Annotated in this window: 8 protein-coding genes; 7 read left to right on the top strand and 1 reads right to left on the bottom strand. The window is 67.9% G+C overall.

Annotated features, from left to right (window positions below):
- The first annotated feature begins 145 nt into the window (after window positions 1–145).
- On the top strand, window positions 146–1,111 hold the full coding sequence (gene thiL, locus ABE483_RS12275) for a thiamine-phosphate kinase (RefSeq protein ID WP_346481774.1): 966 nt from the start codon (window positions 146–148) through the stop codon (window positions 1,109–1,111).
- 149 nt (window positions 1,112–1,260) lie between these two features.
- Here thiL and ABE483_RS12280 read toward each other — a convergent pair whose 3' ends face one another.
- Entirely contained in the window at window positions 1,261–3,678 is a 2,418-nt protein-coding gene (locus tag ABE483_RS12280; RefSeq protein WP_346481775.1) for an autotransporter outer membrane beta-barrel domain-containing protein, read from the bottom strand.
- A gap of 425 nt (window positions 3,679–4,103) precedes the next feature.
- On the opposite strand from ABE483_RS12280, the gene ABE483_RS12285 reads away from it, so the two are divergent.
- The 6 genes from ABE483_RS12285 (at window position 4,104) to ABE483_RS12310 (ending at window position 14,902) form a co-directional block, all read left to right on the top strand.
- The gene (locus tag ABE483_RS12285; protein ID WP_346481776.1) at window positions 4,104–7,298 is read left to right on the top strand and encodes an autotransporter outer membrane beta-barrel domain-containing protein; all 3,195 of its coding nucleotides are present in this window, start codon (window positions 4,104–4,106) and stop codon (window positions 7,296–7,298) included.
- A gap of 263 nt (window positions 7,299–7,561) precedes the next feature.
- Entirely contained in the window at window positions 7,562–8,296 is a 735-nt protein-coding gene (locus ABE483_RS12290) for a CS1 fimbrial subunit B flags: Precursor (RefSeq protein WP_346481777.1), read from the top strand.
- 113 nt (window positions 8,297–8,409) lie between these two features.
- Window positions 8,410–8,913: a CS1 type fimbrial major subunit gene (locus tag ABE483_RS12295; protein WP_346481778.1), complete on the top strand. Its 504-nt coding sequence runs from the start codon at window positions 8,410–8,412 to the stop codon at window positions 8,911–8,913.
- Window positions 8,914–9,005: 92 nt separating this feature from the next.
- Window positions 9,006–11,477 (top strand): TcfC E-set like domain-containing protein, encoded by a 2,472-nt coding sequence (locus tag ABE483_RS12300; protein ID WP_346481779.1) that lies wholly within the window; start codon window positions 9,006–9,008, stop codon window positions 11,475–11,477.
- A gap of 35 nt (window positions 11,478–11,512) precedes the next feature.
- Window positions 11,513–12,700, top strand: coding sequence for a hypothetical protein (locus ABE483_RS12305; protein ID WP_346481780.1), 1,188 nt, complete (start codon window positions 11,513–11,515; stop codon window positions 12,698–12,700).
- 201 nt (window positions 12,701–12,901) lie between these two features.
- Window positions 12,902–14,902: an acyltransferase family protein gene (locus tag ABE483_RS12310; RefSeq protein ID WP_346481781.1), complete on the top strand. Its 2,001-nt coding sequence runs from the start codon at window positions 12,902–12,904 to the stop codon at window positions 14,900–14,902.
- Window positions 14,903–14,930: the final 28 nt, after the last annotated feature.

A 14,930-nucleotide genomic window follows, 5' to 3' on the forward strand; every position in this document is an offset into this window, starting at 1 on the left:
TTCTCGGCTTGCCTTCCCCCCCCCCCCAGGGGTTTGTTCTGCGCCCCCCCCCCCCCCCCCGCCACTACCGACAACCGCGCGTCGCGCGGCACGAAAAACCGCCCCACCGCGCACTGCGCGGCACGCACAACCGCGGGAGCGCCCCATGTCCCTTGCCGAATTCGCCCTGATCGACCGCATCCGTGCCCGCACCGCCGAGCGCGACGACGTGGTGCTCGGCATCGGCGATGACGCGGCGCTGCTGCAGCCGCGCCCGAACGAACAGCTGGTGGTCACCGCCGACACGCTCAACAGCGGCGTGCATTTCCCGGCCGAGACCATGCCCTTCGACATCGGCTGGAAGACCCTGGCGGTCAATCTGTCCGACCTGGCCGCGATGGGCGCACGCCCGGCCTGGTGCACGCTGGCATTGTCGCTGCCCGACGCGCACCCGGACTGGATCGAATCCTTCGCCGACGGCTTCTTCGCGCTGGCCGACGAACACGCCATCGCGTTGATCGGCGGCGACACCGCGCGTGGTCCGCTGTCGCTGTCGGTCACGGCGATGGGGCAGGTGGCACGTGGCCAGGCGCTGCGCCGCGACCGCGCCCAGGTGGGCGATGACATCTGGGTGAGCGGCACACTCGGCGACGCCGCCGGTGCCCTGCAGCTGTGGCAGCGCGGCGAGTTGAACATCGCCACCGCCACCGTGCTGGGCGACTACGAAACACTGCGCCTGCGCCTGCTGCGGCCGACCCCACGGGTGACGCTGGGCCTGCGCCTGCGGGCCTTCGCGCATGCTGCCGTGGATATCTCTGACGGCCTGCTGGCCGACCTGGGCCACATCGCCACGCGCAGTGGCGTGCGTGCCGAAGTGGATGCCGACGCCGTGCCGCTGTCACCGGCCCTGCGTGCGGTGCTTGGCCGCGACGCCGCGCGTGCGTGTGCCCTGCGCGGCGGCGACGATTACGAACTGTGTTTCACCGCCGCCGCCGACCAGCGCGAGGCGCTGCATGCCGTAGCCGAATCGCTGCGCCTGCCGCTCACCCGCATCGGCCGCATCGTGGACGGGCAGGGCGTGCAGTGCGAAGGCGAAACCGGGCCCGGCGGCTACCAGCACTTCGCGGCGTGAGCAGCCGGGCAGAGCCCAGCTCTACGTAGCCCACACGCCATCGGTAGTGCCGGCCGCTGGCCGGCTCCCGACCAACCCCGGCCGCCAACCCGCCCCAAGCCACCGACCACGCAAAACGGCGCCGGCCATCATCCGGCGCCGTTCCAGTATTACCACCTGTAAGCAACGCTCACGTTCGCGGTGGCTTCGCGATACCCGTGGTCGCCGCGCATCACGCCCAGCCCGCCCCAGCCACTCAGTCCCGAGCGGAAGTCCACCCGGCCACCGGCGCTGATCTCATACCGGTTGCGCGGTACGCTCGCCTGCAGCACGTCTTCATCGAACGCCATGCCGTTGCTGCTGCCATCGCGGTACCAGTTCACCGCCAGGTACGGGCTCACCGCCGCACCCACCGTGGCGCGCGACTCGCCCTGCAGGCGCAGGCCCACGCGGCCCGACAGCCCGTCATCGCCCACGCTGCGCACTATCGTGCCGTTGCGCTCTTCGTGGCGGTCGGTGGTGGCGTCGGTGTACACCAGCTGCAGTTCCGGCTGCAGACTCAACGCGGTGCTGCCGATCTGGCCGATGGTGAAGCGATAGCCCGCTTCCAGCGACGACTGCCAGATGTCCGAGTCGTAACGCTCGGCGGCCAGGCCCTCGCCCTGCACGCGGTTGCGGAATTGCCCACGCTGCACACCGGCATCCACATACATCGCCTCGTTGCTCCAGTTGCCGTACACACCGGCCGCGCCGCCTTCCACCTTGCCGCGTGCGCTGTAACCGGTCACCTGCGAACGCGACTGCGCATCGGCCTGTCCGGCGGTGAACATCACGCCCACGCGGCCCCGGCCGTTATCGAACACGCCCACGTCGGCACCCAGCTGCAGGCGCGAGCGCTGCACGCGCAGGTCCAACTGGTCCTGCACCGCGGACAGGTGGCTGTTGGTGGCATCCACCCGCGCCCAGCCACGCACGCCCTCGGCCGTTGCTTCGCCGCCCTGGCGGTCGCGCCACTGGTGGCGCAGCAGCTGGTCCATGGCGAACTGGTTGGCCAGGTAGGCACCGGCTTCCGGGCGCAGCACCGGGGTGGGCGGGTCAATCGGATCAATCGGATCAATCGGGTTGCACTCGGGCAGGGTCGGGTCGGCCAGGCACGGGTCCGGCGCGGTGGCCAGTTCCGAGCGCAGGTACCAGTTGCCGTTGGCGTCCTTCACCAGCGAATACTCGTACTGCCCACCCACCGCACGCCCGACCAGGTCGAACTGCGCATTGGACGCACCGCCGATGTCGATCAGCTCGATACCACGATCGGTCTTCGCGCCGGTGCCGCCGGCGTTGCTCACCCGCACGTTGGCCTGCCCATTGGCATCGCCGGTGATGACCAGCCGGTCACTGGCCGAACGGTCGTCGCCGAGCTGGGTGTTGAAGGCCAGCGTGCCGCCATCGCCGGTGAACGTATCGACGGTGAGGGTGTTGAACGTGGTGCCGTCGCCCATCCCGATGGTGCCGGTGCTGCCCAGCGCCAGCCGGCCGACGTTGCTGTCGCCGGTCAGCAGCCAGGTGCTGTCGCCGTCGATGCTGGCGGAGGTGACGTTGAAGAAGCGGCCGTCGATCTGCGCCTTGTTGCGCAGGACGACATCCAGCGATCCCGTGACGGTCGCCGCATCGAAGGTGATATTGCCCGCCAGGCGGGAATCGTCGACGGTGAAGCTGACATCGGTCTGCTCGGGGCTCCGGATGATGTCGTCGCCGACCCGCAGCAGGTTTCCGTCGCCGCCGATCAGTCGTGAATGGTTGGCGACGGTGATGTCGTAGCGGTTTGCCTCCAACGGCATGACCTGGATCGCGGCACCCCGACCGGATTCCAGCGTCGCGTTGTCGATGCCCAGGCGCAGGCTGCCCGCCGGATTCGCTTCACCCCACAGCATGGCGCCGACGTTGGCAGCGGTGATATGCGAGCCATTGATGATGTCCATCTGACCCATCTGCAACCGCACACCCAAGCCGCTGTTGTAGGGCCTGCTGGTGTCCGGTGCGTCCTCGACGCGGAGGGTGGTGCCACTGATCCACGCATAGGGATTGCGCGCCCCGGCGCCGCCGGGACCGGCAGCCAGATCCACGCCTATGGCCTTGCGTTCGGTGGGCCGCAGGCCCGCAGTCGTGACAATGACCTCGCTGTCGCGCAGGTACGCCTCGGTGCTGAAGGCCCGAAGCGAAATTCCGCCCAGGATACGGCTGTTGTCAGCGCCCAAACGAGCGTTGCCGTAGAGCGTGATGGCATCCTGTGCGGTACCGCTGCGGGTTACCTCGGCACCACGTTCGAGCGTAACGGTGGAGGTGCCGTCGGCGACAATCTGCAGCGTCTTTCCAGCGGCCACCGCCAGCTGCGAGTCATTGATCAGGCTCCATGCTTCCAGCGGATCGGTCGGACCGACGATGGCACTCTGGTCGTCAAGATCACCGGCCAGGGCCACGCCCATGGGCAGGGCGGTCAAGGCCAGCAGCAACCCGTGTGCAAGCGGGCGCAGGGTCGGGCGGACATTCGAGCGGAGGTTCGAGCGGAGGTTCGAGCGTGCAGGAGAATTCATGGTCACGTCCTTTCAAGGGGAAACATCGGCCACGTCGCTGTGTTGAGACGGTTACGGATTCACCTGTACGACGATTAATGCAGTAAATGTGAAACCGGGGTGAGCGGGGGCATCGCAGCGCGTGTGGATCGGGTTGGCTGAAAGTCTGGTCGAACGGCGTTCGGCATCCCATGCAACTAGTTGCAAATGCAGGAGGTGACGATTGTTCGGACGGTTTTGATTCAGGCGGTCGATCGTGTGATTGATCGCCCAAGCTGACATTGCTTCTGATCACTGTCGCTTAGAGCACTACGTCTTAGATCTGTACGACGCTTACAACAATTTGCATGGTGCGCTATCACTCCGATAGTCAGGATCACTCGGCATTTGCCAGGAGCATCCCTATGCGCTTTATCCATCCACGTCATAAAACACTCGCGCTTGCCATGAGCGCTGTACTTTTCGCCGCGCACCCGGCCATGGCCCAACAGGTCATCGCCGACGGCGATGATCAGACGCCCGCTACCGGCGACTATCACACCACCGATCCTGCCGATCCGGGCACTACCGCAGGCCATGCCTTCATGGCCCGCAACGGCGGCAGCATCGTGCCGTCGGGCGAGGTCAACCTGCGCACCGAAGGCCAACGTGCATCAGGGGCACGCGTAGAGGGCGCTGGGAGTCGTATCGCGTTGCGCGCTGGTAGCGCGGTCACCACCGGCTACGGTGCCGCCGGCCTGGCCGCGCATGACGGTGGCGGACTGGACCTGCGAGGCACCCGTATCGAGACCAGCGGTACTGCGGCCAGCGGCATCGAACTGGGCAACGGCAGCCTGATCGCCGACAACGTCCACATCACCACCCGTGGCGGTCTGTCCCACGGCGTGGCGCTGCGTGAGGGCAGCGCGGAGCTGCGCAACAGCGTGATCGAGATCCACGGCACCAGTGCCAATGGCCTGTTCGTTGCCGGAGGCACGCTGCTGGCCGAGCGCGTGCGTATTGAACACGCCGGCGGCGGTGCGGCGGTATGGATAGAGCCGGGGAGTACCAACGATGTGACCCTGCGTTCGGTACAGATCAACGGAAACGGTGCTGGCTCCACCGGCATCCTTGCCGGACGTGGAAGCGTCGTGGAGCTGGAAGACGTGGACATCAACCTCACCCACGAACGCTCCGGTGAGGGCATCCTGGTGGGCGGCGATGTGGTGGTGCGCGGTGGTCGCATCCACGCCGGTGGCAGCAACGCAACCGCGCTCAGCTATGGCGCGAGCGGCGGCAGTGCCGCACTGGACGGCACGCAGGTTCATGGCCACACAGGCGTGTTCATGATGGAGGGGGCCGCGCTGGACATGCGCAACAGCGTACTCACCAGCGTGAGCACCGGCATCAACATCAACCAGCGCAATGCCACCGCGCGCGTGGAAGGGTCTTCCATCACCACACAGAATGGTGTGGGCATCCTGATGTTCAACGACGCGCAGTTGGAGGTGGTCGGTTCGCGCATCAGCGCCGACGGCGAGCTGCATCAAGCGGTGTCGGTGCTGGGCGGAGCGGCTACCCTGCGCGACAGCGCGCTGCGTACCGGCGGTAGAAACGGGCACGGGCTTTATGTGGAGGGCTCCGGCACGCCGGCCCCGGTAGCCCATGCGCAGGCCGTCGATATCCTCACCGAGGGCAACGGCGCCATCGGCGCCATCGCCCGGCTCGGTGGCAGCGTGCACCTGGCCGACACCGTGGTCCGCACCACCGGTATCAGTTCGCACGGTGTGCTGTCGGGCGGCCGTGGCGAGATGACGCTGCGCGATACGCACGTACGCACTGAAGGCGCGGGCGCCTGGGCGGCGGTGATCAATGACAACGGCCGCATGCAGATCGACGGTGGCTCGCTGGTGAGCGCGCAGCACGGCGGCGTGTGGCTGCGTAGCAGCCGCGATGCGGGGCTGACATTGGACAATGGCGCACTGCTGTCCGGGGGCAATGGCACCGCACTGTCGCTGGACGCCGCGGTGAGCGGTCGCTTCGACGTACGGCTGGAGAACGCCGCGCAGATGCAGGGTGACATTGTCATCACCCGCGAAGACCTGGAGAACGGGCTGGTGCCGCAATCGCAGGTGCAGGTCAGCCTGGCCGGTGGCTCGCACTGGTGGGGCAGCAGCGACCTCGTGGAGCACATGGAACTGGACGGCGGCAGCCAGTGGACCCTGCGCGGTGACGCACGCGTGGATGCGCTGACGATGCGCGACAGCACGCTGGCCCTGTCCGATGGGCGTGCTGCGGTGGGCACCCTGCTCACCGTGGACGGCGACCTGCACAGCGATGGCGGCACCTTCCTGTTTCACGGTGCGCTGGCGGGCGATGACACCGTGATCGACCGCCTGCACGTGCGCGGCGATACCAGTGGCGACGCCAGCCTGCGCGTGCAGAACGTCGGTGGCGTGGGTGCACCCACCGAAGATGGCATTCAGCTCATCCAGGTCGACGGTGCATCGCTGGGGCGTTACGCCTTGGCGGGGCGTGCGGTGGGCGGCTCGTACGAGTACTTCCTTTTCCAGGGCGGCATCGCCGATCCCAGCGATGGCCAGTGGTACCTGCGCTCGCAATGGTTCGACCGCTGTCAGGACGATCCCACCTCTCCGGGCTGTGTCACCGAACCGGATCCAACGCCGGGCCCGGACCCGGAAGAAGGGGGCGATGGTGGTATTCCGATCACGCCGCCGGGCCGGGTGCTGCGCCCGGAAGCCGGCGCCTACCTGGCCAACCAGACCGCCGCCAACGGTATGTTCCAGCATCGCCTGCATGACCGCATCGGCGCGCCGGGCCTTGCCGAGGGCCACGGTGCGTGGGTACGCGTCGGCCGCCAGCAGGCCGACTTCCAGGCGGTAGGGGGCCAGTTGGCCGTGGACGGCACCACGTCGATTCTGCAGGTGGGCAGCGCCCTCTGGCAGCGCAATGGCACCACCTTGGGCGTGATGCTGGGCAGCGGCCGGGCCGACAGCACCGTGGTCTCGCCCCTCACCGGGTACACCGCCACGGGACGTGTGCGGGGCAATGCGGTGGGTGTGTATGCCACATGGCAGCAGCAACCGGGCAGCAGCCAGGGCGCTTATGTGGATGCCAGTGTGCAGGCGGGCCGTTTTGACAACCGCGTGGAGGGCGTAGACCTGCCGCGCGAGCAGTACGACACCCGGGTGATCACTACGTCGGTCGAAGGCGGCTACACCTTCACCATCTGGCAGGGACCGCACGCCAACCTGTACGTGCAGCCGCAGCTGCAGGTATCGCACGTGGATTACCGGGCAGACGGTCACGTGGAAGCCAACGGCACCCGGATCGACACCGCCGACGCGGATGGCATCAGCGGCCGCCTGGGCGTGCGCGTCTTCGGCCACGATACCCGTGCGGGCAACGTGGTGCAGCCGTACATGGCGGTGAACTGGCTGCGTGGACCGCGCACCAGCACGCTCGCATTCAATGGCGAAACCCTGGGCGCAGACATGCCGCGCGACCGCTATGAAGTGCAGGCCGGTGCCGAGCTGAAGCTGGGTCAGCGCTGGTCGGCCTGGGGCGGCATGAGCGTACAGCGCGGCGACCACGCCTACCGCAACGTGGGCGGACAGCTGGGCATGCGCGTGCGCTGGTAAAAAAAAGGAGCCGGGTAATGCCCGGCTCCTTCAGGTTGCACGTACTGCATCCAGTATCCCGTGCCGCAGAAACGTAGAGCCTGCTTTGCCCGGCTGCTGCTTGAGGATGTTGCCGCCTGCGCGTCCAGCGGTCCGCTGGGCGCGGTGGTGTACGGCGATCAACCATATCGATGCAATCGATAGTTATTTGCATTTGCAACTAATTGCATGGCCGCCCTGGGGGTGAGTGCACAGACTGTGCGCTCTCCAACGCGAGCTGCGTCATGCCCCGCTTCCTCATTGCCCTGCTGTTGTCCACGCTCTGCTTGCCGGCCGCCGCCGCGACACCGCAGATCAGCGTCGGGCCGCTGTTCGACTACCTGGAACCTACCCACAGCAACCTGCTCAAGCGCATCCGCAACACCGGTGACGCCACGGCCTACGTGCGCGTGGAAGTGACCCAGATGCACTTCGATGCGGAAGGACAGGCCAGTGAAACGCCGGTGGACGGCGCGGCGTTGGTACGCAACGCCCCTGGCGCGCACGGTGTCATCGCCAGCCCCAGCCGCCTGATCATTGCCGGCAACGGCCAACAGGCCACGCGCCTGGTCTATCGCGGCGCACGTGACCAGGAACGTTATTACCGGTTGCGCTTCATCCCGGTGGCACCCAGCGCCGAGGAATTCTCGCTCAGCGAAGAACAGGCGCAGGAAGCGGCGGAATTGAACGCGTCCATCCGCATGTTCACCGGCTACGGCACGATCCTGTTCATCGCGCCGGAGCACGCGCACTACGACACCCGCCTGCAGGATGGCCGCGTGTACAACCACGGCAACGCCACCGTGGTGCTGGACAACCTGCGCCAGTGCGAGCGCGCCCGCCCGGACACCTGCACGCCCGGCATCATCGTCCACGTCCGGCCCGGGCGCTCCTACGCGCTGCAGCAGGCCGACGGCCAGTTCACCCGCTACGACCTGAAGGAGGGCGACAGCCAGCGCGGTATCGATTCGCGCCGCTGACCGTTCCGTTCCTCCCGCTGTTCATGCCCCATCGGGTCCGCCAGGCACCCGCCGGGGGTGCTGTGCCCATGTCCTGGCGTCTTGTATCCATCCACTCTTCCTGGAGCAACACCATGTCCTTGAAAACCTACGCGTTGGCGGCCGCCACCGCCGCGCTGCTGGCCCCGGCGCTGAGCCACGCCGCCATCGAAACCAAGTCGATCACCGTGAATGTCACGGCCGACGTGCCCAACACCGCCGGTCTGCAGGTATCCACGCCCGATGGCTGGGAAGGCCTGCCGCAGAACCTGCCGTGGGATACCGCGCGCCAGGTACTGGGTGAACTGACCGGCCGTGTCATCAACGTCAAGTCGTCGGCCGCCATCACCGCCTACCTGTCGGCCCCGGCCCAGATGGCGTCGGCTGCCGATGTCGTGGACCTGGTGGTGAAGCTGGACAACGTGGCCGTGCCGGTTGCGGGCGGCGTGAAGCTCACCGTCGCCAACCCGGCGCAGGCGGCCGCTGGCAAATCGCTGGCCTTTGCCATCGCCCCGACGGTGCCGACCGGTGGCTACAAACAGGGCAGCTATGGCGGCCAGTTCCACATGATCTTCGAAAGTGATATCGCCGATCCGTGAGCCCTGCAGGCGTTCCCTGCCGCATCCACCGATGCGGCAGGGAGGCCGGAGAACGCACCATGTTTCCCAGGCGCCCTCGCGCATGCCCGCCCTTGGCCAGGTTGACCGTCGCCATCGGTGCCATTGTCGTTGCCGCGTCCTCGCAGGCCGGGGGCCTGGCACCGGATGAGCTGCCCAGCCTTCTGGAACAGCGCGAGCGCATGCCGGCCGAGTTCCGCGCGCATCTGTTCGGCACCCCGCTCACGGTCCGCGTGGAGCTGGACGGGCAGTACCTCGGCGATGCCGAGGTGGTGCTGCACGACGACAACCGCGTGCAGGTGGTGGACTTCGTCGACAGCCATGACAGCCGCCTGCCACCGAGTGAACGTGCACGCTGGGCGACGCAGCTGGCCGAGCCGTTGCCACTGGGCGTCTGCCACGAGGCCTGCCGCGGGCTGTCGGCGCTGCATTACAGTCTCTCCAATTCGCTGCTCAGCCTGCTTACCCCGGGCGGCACGCGGGGCGAGGACCGCCACGTTGCCCAGCCCGAGGGGGGCAGCCGTGGCCTGATCCTGCGCAACAGCCTGGCCGTGCACGGGGGCCAGGACCAGTCCACGGCCACCCGCTACAGCGCCGAGCTGCGTGGCAGCCTGGGTCGCTGGAGCACGCTGGGCAGCTACCAGTACCACGCGCAGCCCGGCAGCGCCGACCACTACCTCAGCGCGTTGTACGCACAACGCGAGCTGGGCGACCACTTCGTGCGCGCCGGCTACTTCCTGCCCACCTTCGAAGGCGTGATCCGCCAGCCGCGCGCACCCGGTACGCAGAACGACACCGCGTTGGGCGTCATGGTCGGCTCGTCGGACATCCTGCTGGCCGATACCCGCAGCGCCAGCATGTACCCGGTCCATGTCACCGCCAGTCGCGACGGGGTGGTGGAGCTCCTGCGCGATGGCGTGCTGTTGTCCACCCAGGCCGTCAGGCCGGGGATCCAGGAAATCGATACACGGCGCTTGCCGGGCGGTATCTACGAGGTGGACCTGCGCGTGGTGGTGGACGGACGCGAAGCCTCGCGCGAGGCGGCCACCATCCACAAGCCCAGCCGCTGGCGCGACCCGACGCGGCGCTGGCGCTACAGCGCGTTCGCCGGCCAGCAGCGCGGCCTGCTCGGCAGCAGCAGCGATGCGGACAGCGGCAAGGTGGCCGCCGGCGCGGTGGTCAATTACCTGGTGCATCCGCGTGCGGTGGCCGGTGCCACCGTGCAGCAGATCGGGCAACGCCGTGCGGCCGGGCTGTCGATGGACTGGCAGGCCAGCAGTGCGCTGAGTGCTTACACCAACCTGTACACCGCCACAGACAGGGGGCGCGGCCTGGACCTGCAGGGCCTGTATCGCTACCGGGCCGGGTCGGTCGTGGCCAGTCACGCGCGCAGTTGGGCCGAACAACGCCACCGCGTGGCGCTAGGCGCCGGGCTCGCGCCGCGATGGGAGCGCCAAGGCGGCTGGCAGGACACCACGGCGGTGTCGATCACCCACCGTTTCAGCCACCGCGATACGGCCAGCGTGCGTATCGCGCGCTCGAGCGGATTCACCCGTGGCACCGGCATCGACGTGTCCTACGGCCGCCGCGAAACACTGTTCGGGCGACATGACGTGAACTGGCGCGTATCCGCCCACGACCGTCCGGGCAATCGCCATACCGGCTACCACCGCCAACGCGGCATCGACCTGACGGTGAGCCTTGCGCTCGGCAGTGATCGCCGCAGCTACAGTGGCAGCCTGGGCAGCCGAACCGGGGACAACGGGCAGCGCGACGGGTACCTCGCCGCCACCGTCAGCCAGCACCTGGATGGCCCGTTGCTGCGCAGCGTGACCGGCACCGTGGGTGCGGACCGCGGCGGCGTAGGCGCCGGTGCCGGTGCCTACCTGCAGCATGCAGTGCTGGAAGGTGATGCGCAGCTGTACCGCGCGGCGGGCAGCGGCCAACTGAGCGGCAGTGCCAACCTGGACAGCACCGTGGCGTTCGGCGGCGGCCACGTGGCGGTCATTGGCCAGGGCCGCAGCGGTGCGGTGGACACCGGCATCATCGTGGACGTGCGCAGCGACGTCCCCGATGTCGTTCTGCGCGCCGACGACAGCCGCAGCGGCAGCGTGGTGCTGCGGCCGGGCCGCAACTTCGTGCCGGTCAGCGCCTACCGCGCCGGCCAGGTGCAGATCGATTTCGACGGCCGCACGGCCCCGGCGGCCACCCTGCAGCCGGCCGCGCTCGACTACCACCTCAACAAGGGCGGGGTGATGCACGCCACGGTGGATGTGCTGCGCACCTTCACCGTATTGGGCCAGGTCGTGGATGCCGATGGCTGCGGGGTGCGTGGCGTGCAGGTGATCAACCACGCCGGGCGCAGCGTGAGCCAGGACGATGGATTTTTCACCCTTGAACTGAGTGCACGCGCGCCGGTGGTGGAACTGCGCTACCCCAACCTCACCCGCTGTGAACTGGTGATGGAGCAGGCCAGCTACCCGCGCGAAGGCGACCTGTTGATGGTGGGCGGGGTGCGCTGCCCGCCGCCGGTTGCCGTGCAGTGAATCGCCCCCTTCCCCCAGGCCTGCAGGTTGCCGCCATGAAATGTCTCCCGTTGCTGATGCTTGTCCTGTTCGCGCTGCACGCCACCCCGGTGGCCGCCCAGGTACGCGAAGTGACCGTCACCGGCCAGTTCAGGCCGAACGCGTTGAACCCCGGCAATACGGCATTCGAAAACACCACGCCACGCGGCGCCTTCTGCAATTGGCGGCCAACGCAATGTGCCCAGAAGGGGGCCTACATCTTTGATCTGGGGGGAGGGGAGTACTGGCGCAAGTCGGGCCCGCAGACCGGCACGGCGCAGCGCGACACGACGTATGTGCGCTTTCCGGCGCCACGCATCATCACGTTGCAGGATGTCAACACCGGGCGTACGTTCGACGCGGAGATCAGCTTTGTCGCCATTTCCCTGCGATTGAACTTCGGGCGTGGGGCGGATCCGTGGTACCACGGCATCAGCGGCGGCTGCACCGCGATCCGGGGTGCCGGTGGGGTCGGCTGGTCCAATGGCGGCTGGGGCGTCCGTGATCCGGGCAACCCACAGGCGTGTTACAGCAACCAGGGAAGGGGGGGGCGTACCTACGCCTACCGCAACGTCGGCATCGGCATTCAGGTGGCACTTCCCAATGCGATGACCCTGCAGGATGGCCGCTATACGGCGCAGGAAACCTGGACCACCGGTGGCGCCGATGCCGACATCGACCTGGGCGACAACATCACCGGCACCACGGCGATCCGGATGAACTTCGTCTTCGATGTGATACATGATTTCCAGGTGCGCTTTGCCAGCGAAACGCCGCGCGTGCCACTGGTGCCGGACGGCGGCTGGTCGCAGTGGATCAACCATGGGAAGGTGCCCGCACGGCTGCGCCAGGCGCTGCCGTTCCACCTCACCTCGTCGATGGATTTCAGCATGAAGCTGCGCTGCGAACATGCAGCCGGCAGTGGCTGTGGCATCCGCAATGCAGCCGATGACGTGGTGGTGCCCGTGGACGTGGACGTGACCATTCCGGGCATGCGCAATCTGAAGGACGGACGCCCCGCACAGGACACGCCGCTATCGGCCGACGACGCGCTCGCGCCGCGCTTCAGCCCCGAGGGGTACCTGATGCAGCGCCGCTCGACGCTGCGGTTCACGGCCAACCGCGCCGCCGTGGAGACGATCGTGCAGCTGCCCGGCTCGCGCTGGGACGGGCAGATGACCGTGGTGTTCGACGCGAATCCTTGAGTCGACCCCACTACCCGCTGCATCCCGTTCGGTCGCTGCCCTCCCGCCAATGGGCAGGGAGGTTTAGATAGGGCCTGCGAATACGCAGCCGCAGGCCAACCCATACCGCAGCGAAACGACGGCGCGCGCTGTCGCGTTTGCCCTTTGAAGCGCATCCCCCCTTACCGTGATGCTGTGGGTCACCTCACCTCGGCTGCCCACATGCGCACGCTTGGATGCTCCCACAATCCCGCCATTGACGGCATGCGCGCGCTCGCCGTGCTGGCCGTCATCGTCTTCCATGTCGATGCCCCGCTGCTGCCGGGCGGCTTCACCGGTGTGGATCTGTTCTTCGTCATTTCGGGCTTCGTGATCAGCCAGTCCCTGGCGGCACGGGGTGACACGCCACCGGGTACGTTGCTGCTCGATTTCTATCGTCGCCGCGTGCTGCGCCTGTTGCCCGCGCTGCTGCTGATGCTGGTGGTCACGTTCGTGCTGTCGGCGTTGCTGATTCCGCGGGCATGGCGCAATGAACAGTTCGACCAGACCGGCATGGCCGCGCTGCTTGGCCTGAGCAATATCGTGCTGGCGGGGCAACAGGACAGCTACTTCTCGCCCGGTGCAGACCTCAATCCGTTCCTGCATACCTGGACATTGGGCGTGGAGGAACAGTTCTACCTGGTCTTTCCCGTGCTGTTCATCGCCTGGATGCGCGGTCGCCAGCGCTTCCCTTCGTTGCGCTGGCTGCTTCCGGTCGTGTCGCTGGTGTCTCTGGTGCTGGCGGCATGGCAAAGCCGCGTTGCGCCCACCACTGCCTTCTATCTGCTGCCCGCGCGCTTCTGGGAACTGGCCGCTGGCGCGCTGCTGTATCAATGGATGACGGCCCGTGGCGGTGCGCCGCGCGGACGTTGGCTGGCATGGCCAGGGGGGGCGCTGTTGGGCGCAGGCGTGGTGCTGGCACCGTCGCTGCCGCTGCCCTTCCCGGGGGTGGCCCTCACGGTGATCGGCGCGCTGCTGCTGCTTGCCGCGGTGTCTGCAGAGGGTGCCGCCACGACCGGGTACGCGCGGTTGCTGTCATGGGGGCCGCTGACCTACCTGGGCCGCATCTCGTACTCGCTCTACCTCTGGCATTGGCCCCTGCTGGTCCTGCTGCGTTGGACCTACGGCCTTCAGGGGGCAGCGCTGTGGCTGTACCCGATCCTGCTTCTGCTGGTGGCCTCGGCGTCCTACCGCTGGGTGGAAACGCCGCTGCGCCGCGCCCCCGCGCTGGCGGCAAAGGCCCCCGCCAGGGTGCTCGCGATGGCGGTGCCGGTGGTGGCCGGCGCCGCGTTGCTGGCCTGGAGCATGGTGAACTTCCACGAGCAGATATCGCTCAGCAGCACCCGCGACGGCGACGCGTGGCAGGCACGCAAGTACCCTGCATGGCGGCCGCTTGACCCGGTGGAAGCGCCCGGGCTGGCCGGCCGCCGCCTGTTCGTCGCCGGTGACTCGCATGCCGCCGCGTATCGCACCCTGACGTCGATGGTGGCGCGGCAGACCGGCATGGAGGTGCGCCAGGACGATCAGGGTGGGTGCGGCATCGTCAATCTGCTGCGCGCGGCCCCGGCCGACTGCCGGTCCTTCGCCGAGCGGGCGCTGTCCCGCATCGAGGCGCAGGCGCGACCGGGCGACATCGTGCTGCTGGCATCGCTGCGCATGCCCGAGCTGCGCGGCCGCGACTGGGGCAATGGCGATGCGGTGGTGTTCCAGCAGATGCTGGCAGAGCGCACGCCGTCCGATGCCGCCGCTGCGCGCGCCGAGGCGGAGCGGGTGCTGGACAGGCTGCAGCGGCTGGGCGTGCACGTGGTGGTGGATGCGCCGTTGCCGCTGTTCAAGGCGGGGGCGTATCGCTGCACGGACAGATTCAACCGGATGAATCCGGCCTGCGCCGGCGGGCTGGACATGGCGCGCGCCGACCTGGAGCTGCTGCGTGCACCGCAGCTGGAACTGCTGGCCGCGCTGAGCGACCGCTATCCGTCGTTGCATGTCTGGGATCCGCTACCGCTGTTGTGTGGTGCGCAGACGTGTTCGGCCATGGACGGTGACCAGCCGCTGTTCTTCGACAACGATCACCTGAGCGGTCACGGCAACCGCGTACTGCTGCCGGATTTCCGCACCACGCTGATCGACATCACCCAGCGCGCACCACGCACCGTAGAGCCGGGCTCTGCCCGGCTGCCGTAGAGCGGGGCGCCATCCGGCTGCCATCCGC

This window comes from Stenotrophomonas sp. TWI602 (assembly GCF_039674045.1).
Classification (GTDB): domain Bacteria; phylum Pseudomonadota; class Gammaproteobacteria; order Xanthomonadales; family Xanthomonadaceae; genus Stenotrophomonas.